Annotated in this window: 4 protein-coding genes; all 4 read right to left on the bottom strand. The window is 70.3% G+C overall.

Translation table 11 applies throughout. The features are described from left to right. Positions 1 to 35 precede the first annotated feature (35 nt). From G6021_RS11265 to G6021_RS11250, 4 genes are read right to left on the bottom strand one after another with little or no spacing between them, the layout of a single operon-like run. The gene (locus G6021_RS11265) at positions 36 to 1,127 is read right to left on the bottom strand and encodes a diacylglycerol kinase (protein WP_182641313.1); all 1,092 of its coding nucleotides are present in this window, start codon (positions 1,125 to 1,127) and stop codon (positions 36 to 38) included. A 41-nt stretch (positions 1,128 to 1,168) separates the two neighbouring features. Then, positions 1,169 to 3,190: a M13-type metalloendopeptidase gene (locus G6021_RS11260; protein ID WP_182641312.1), complete on the bottom strand. Its 2,022-nt coding sequence runs from the start codon at positions 3,188 to 3,190 to the stop codon at positions 1,169 to 1,171. Positions 3,191 to 3,225: 35 nt separating this feature from the next. Next, complete coding sequence (locus tag G6021_RS16945; RefSeq protein WP_206682660.1) at positions 3,226 to 3,810, bottom strand: hypothetical protein; 585 nt, start codon at positions 3,808 to 3,810, stop codon at positions 3,226 to 3,228. 48 nt (positions 3,811 to 3,858) lie between these two features. Beyond that, positions 3,859 to 4,371, bottom strand: a complete 513-nt coding sequence (locus G6021_RS11250; RefSeq protein ID WP_179523589.1) for a DUF4395 domain-containing protein — start codon at positions 4,369 to 4,371, stop codon at positions 3,859 to 3,861. Positions 4,372 to 4,639: the final 268 nt, after the last annotated feature.

Here is a 4,639-nt window from a genome sequence, read left to right as displayed (position 1 = left end):
GGCGGCACGGGCGGCACGGGCGGCACCGATTATGTTCATCTCTTCATTAAGCCACGCCCGGTGATCATCGGCAGGTCCTTTGCGTATACCAGACCGGGCTCCGCCGCGACCACGGCCTCGACGGCGTTGACCAGCCTCATCGCGGTGACGAGCATGCCGGACTCGTTGTGGTCGCCGTGCTCGGCATGGTGGGTGAACTCCACGCGCATGGCCGGCTCACCGAGGATGTCGATGCGGTAGCACCCGTCCCCGTGGTCGGGGCGGGGCCAGTCCGGTGCCTGGTCGACGGCGGTGCGGGTGACGTGCTCCAGGACGATGCGGTCCTCGCCGTCGACCTGTCCCACCACCTCGAACCGCAGCGCCGCCTGGGTCCCGGCCGGGACCTCGCACGCCAGCAGCGACAGGTCCCGATCCGCGGGAAGCCGCTCGTGGCGCTCGACCAGCGGTTCGTCGAGCGTCACCTCCAACGCGGCGGCGAGCTGACGGACCACCGACCCCCAGCCCGCGGCGAGCATCCCCGGTCGGAGCAGTGGCGGCAGGGTGTCCATGGACCGACCGAAGCCGAACAGCCGCCGCATGGTCTCGCCCTGGTGGTACACCGAGTAGTCGGCGATCTCGCCCACCCGGATCAGGTCGATGCGCCGGGACAGGCTCGTCATGACCAGCGGCAGGACGTCGTTGGCGAATCCCGGGTCGATGCCGTTGACGTGCAGCGTGGCGCCACCCTCGCGGGCGGCGTCCACGAGTTGGGCGATCATCTCCTCCGGGAGGGCCCCGTGCGGGTACTGGAGCAGGACGGGGCCGGAGGCCACCACGTCGATACCCGCGCGCAGGAAGCCGCGGAAGTCCTCGATCGCCGGCATGAAGCGGGTCTCGGTCTCGGCGGTGTACACGATCGCGTCCGGGTCGAGAGCGAGCAGTGCCGCCCGGTCGTCGGTCGCGATCACCCCCAGATCCCGGCCCAGACCGGCGAGCCGGCCCGCGTCGACGCCGACCTTCGCGGGATCGGAGACGAAGACGCCCACCAGCTCCATCTCGGGCCGGGCGTCGACGGCCTCGACCGCCATCCTGCCCAGATAGCCCGTCGACCATTCCACGACCCTGATCGGTACATCCCGGCTCGTCATGGGTGAACCCCAACGACCGGGCCGGAGCCGGCGGGGCCCCTTCACCAGATGCTCACGCGCTCCTCGGGGGCGAGCCACAGCCCGTCCCCCTCGGTCACCCCGAACGCGGCGTGGAAGTCGTCGAGGTTCCGCACCACCTGGTTGCAGCGGAACTCCGGCGGGGAGTGCGGGTCCACGGCCAACCGGCGGGCGGCCTCCTCCGCGCGGGTCTTGGTGCGCCACACGATGGCCCAGGAGGTGATGAGCCGCTGGATGCCGGTCATGCCGTCGATCTCGGGGCCCACCTCCGTCCCCTCCGCCGGCTGCACGTCGGAGCCCTCCCCGGTCGACCCCTGCGCCAGCCGGTAGGCCAGCAGCGCGATGGTCAGCCCGCCGAGGTCGCCGATGTTCTCCCCCACCGTGAAGGCTCCGTTGACGTGGTCCTTCGTGGGGTCCAGACCGTCCGGGGTCAGGCCCTGGTACTGGTCGATCAGCGCGTCCACGCGGGTGGAGAACGCGGAGCGGTCGTCGTCGGTCCACCAGTCCACCAGGTTGCCGTCGCCGTCGTACTTCGACCCCTGGTCGTCGAACCCGTGGCCGATCTCGTGACCGATCACCGCGCCGATCGCCCCGTAGTTTGCGGCGTCGTCGGCGTCGGCGTCGAAGAACGGGGGCTGGAGGATGGCGGCCGGGAACACGATCTCGTTCATCACCGGGTTGTAGTAGGCGTTGACCGTCTGCGGGGTCATGTGCCACTCGCCGCGGTCGACCGGGCCGCCGAGCTTGCCCAGTTCGTAGCGGTGCTCGAACTCGGCCGACCGCCGCACGTTGCCCAGCAGGTCGTCCGGGCGCACCTCGAGCGCCGAGTAGTCGCGCCACTTCTCCGGGTAGCCGATCTTGGGCACGAACGCCTCGAGCTTCTCCTGCGCCCGCTCGCGGGTCTCCGGCGTCATCCACGGCAACCGCGCGATGGAGTAGCGGTAGGCGGCGGTGAGGTTCTCCACCAGCTCGACCATCCGGGCCTTGTGGCCGGGTGGGAAGTGGCGGGCCACGTACTCCTTACCCACCTCCTCGCCGAGGGCCGCCTCGACCGCGGCGACGCCGCGCTTCCACCGGGCCTTGATCTCCTCCGTGCCGGACATCGCGGTGCCGTAGAAGCGGAAGTCCTCCTCCACCAGGTCGCTGGTCAGGTAGGGCGCGCGCGAGCCGAGGACCCGCCACCGCAGCCATTCCTTCCACGTCTCCAGTGGTTCGGTCGACCACAGTCCGGCGACCGCGGTGAGGAAGTCGGGCTGCATGGCCACGACGCGGCCGAAGGTCTCCTCCGAGCCGCCCACCTCACGGGCCCAGTCGTGCCAGGGGAATCCGGGCGCCAGGCCGGGGAGGTCGTCCCAGGTGACGGGGTTGTAGGTCTTGTCGGCGTCGCGGCGGGCCACCACATCCCAGTGCGCGGAGGCGATGCGGGTCTCCAGCGCGACGATCCGTTCGGCGCGGGTGCGGGCGTCCTCGTCTCCCGACAGCTCCGCGAGCACGAGCATCCGCGCGATGTGATCCGTGTACTGGTCGCGTAGCTCCGCGTACTGCTCCTCGCGGTAGAAGGACTCGTCCGGCAGTCCGATGCCGTACTGCACCAGGTAGAGGATGTACTCGGTGGAGTTCTTGGCGTCGTTGTTGACGTAGGCGCCGATCAGACCGCCGACGCCCACCTTCTCCAGCCGCGCCATGGCCAGGGCCAGGGAGTCGGCGTCGGTCGCGCCGTCGATCTCGGCCAGGTCGGGGGCGAGCGCGGCGACGCCCGCGGCCTCGACCGCGTCGGTGTCCATGAAGGAGGCGTAGAACGCCCCGATCCGCGAGTCCACGGGGGCGTCGGTGATGATGTCCCGCACCCGCTCCTCGGACAGGTCGCGCAGCGCGAGGAAGGCACCGTCGATGGGCCGGTCCGCGGGGATCACGTGATCGCGGATCCAGGTGCCGTTGACGTGTTGGTAGAGGTCGTCCTGGGGACGGACGTCCCGGTCGACGTACTGGAGGTCGAGGCCCGAGGGGCGCGAGTCGTCGGTCGTGGTGATCTCGGTCGCTGTCATGCGACCAGGTTACGGAAGGTCCGGCGACCGGTCTCTCAGTAGAAGCCGTTCCGGGCGTTGTGCTCCTTGGCGCCCGAGTAGGCGTCGACCATCCCCCAGACCCAGAACCCGAGCATGATCGGGATCCCGATCAGGACCACGGACAGCAGGATGCCGAGGAAGTAGCCGGCCATGATGCCGATCCCCTTGCCTGCCTGGCCGTTGATCAGCGTGCCCAGCCCGGGCAGGAAGAAGGACAACACCAGCGAGAGCGCCGGTTCCTTGCGCGACGCCCCGTAGGCCGGCGCGTACGGGTGCATCGCGCCATAGCCCGGTGAGCCGTAGGGCTGCACGCCGTAAGGCTCCACGCCGTAGGGCTGCGTGCCGTAGGGCTCCGTCCCATAAGGCTGAGTCCCGAACGGCTGGGCCCCGTAGAAATGGGCGCCGTAGGGCTGCTGCTCGAACGGCTGCTGCTCGAACTGCTGCTGCCCGAACTGCTGGTGCCCGAACGAGGGGCTCTCGTAGGACTGCGTCCCGTAGGGAGAGAACCGGTCGCCGGAGTCCGACGGGGTGCCGTACGCCGCTCCGTGGCCCCGGGGGTCGTCGCCGTACGACTCGTGGTTCTCGGACGGGGAAGTCATGTCCTCCACAGTAACGCGGAGTGACGGGGTCCCGGTTGCGAGCAGGTCTCAGTTGCGCGCGGTCATCCCGGGCCGGGCCCAGATGTCGGCGCAGTCGACGCAGGCGTCCTCCGACACGACACCGACCCGCTGCAGTTGGCCGTACATCCAGCACCCCAGGCAGAACCCCAGGGCCGCCTCGGCGAGGGCGGCGGCCACCAGCACGCCCAGGACCACGACCCCCGCCCCCGTCAACCCGCCCAGGAACAACCCGAGCGCGACCGAGGACATGACCAGGCCGATCGTCTGGGCGAACCGCTTGGGTGCACCCGCGACCAGCTTGGGCTCGGAGCTGACCCTGGGGGCCAGTACGTGCACCGAGAGCCTGCCGAACGGTGAGTACCGCGGTCCTCCGGCCACCCGGAGGGCGAAGCCGACGACCAGTGCCGCGGCGAGCCAGGTCTGCGCCGGCGGCGGCGCGAGCATCGTCACCACCGCGAGCGTCACGACGAGCCCGGCAGTGCACCGGGCGGCATAGTCGTTGACGACCTCAGGGAACGCGAACACCTCTCGCAGGCTCATGACCGACCTCCTCGACCTCTCGGTACCGTCCGTACCGCCACTCTGCATAGACAGATCTGTCTACCCATGCCCCGAGAGTACGCCTGAACCCGCGAAAGTCCCAGCCCGGTTATCCTGCGGGGCATGGCGCACCGGAGAGCAGCGGCCCCTCAGCTCGGCCGCGCGATCGTCGCGGGTCTCGGCCTCGCCCTGGCCGTCGGTGCCTGCGGGCAGGTGACTCCTGGCGAGCGACCCCCAGCCACCGCCGGACCGGGCACGCCCCCCACCA

Origin of the sequence: Dietzia sp. CW19 (assembly GCF_014145265.1) — a bacterium.
In the GTDB taxonomy this organism is placed as follows: Bacteria; Actinomycetota; Actinomycetes; order Mycobacteriales; family Mycobacteriaceae; genus Dietzia; species Dietzia natronolimnaea.
This window is presented reverse-complemented; position numbering and strand designations above follow the sequence as displayed.

Bases quoted from the DNA above. Each gene is read 5' to 3' on its own strand.
- G6021_RS11265 (WP_182641313.1), bottom strand. From the start codon at position 1,127: ATGACGAGCCGGGATGTACCGATCAGGGTCGTGGAATGGTCGACGGGC.
- G6021_RS11260 (WP_182641312.1), bottom strand. From the start codon at position 3,190: ATGACAGCGACCGAGATCACCACGACCGACGACTCGCGCCCCTCGGGC.
- G6021_RS16945 (WP_206682660.1), bottom strand. From the start codon at position 3,810: ATGACTTCCCCGTCCGAGAACCACGAGTCGTACGGCGACGACCCCCGG.
- G6021_RS11250 (WP_179523589.1), bottom strand. From the start codon at position 4,371: ATGAGCCTGCGAGAGGTGTTCGCGTTCCCTGAGGTCGTCAACGACTAT.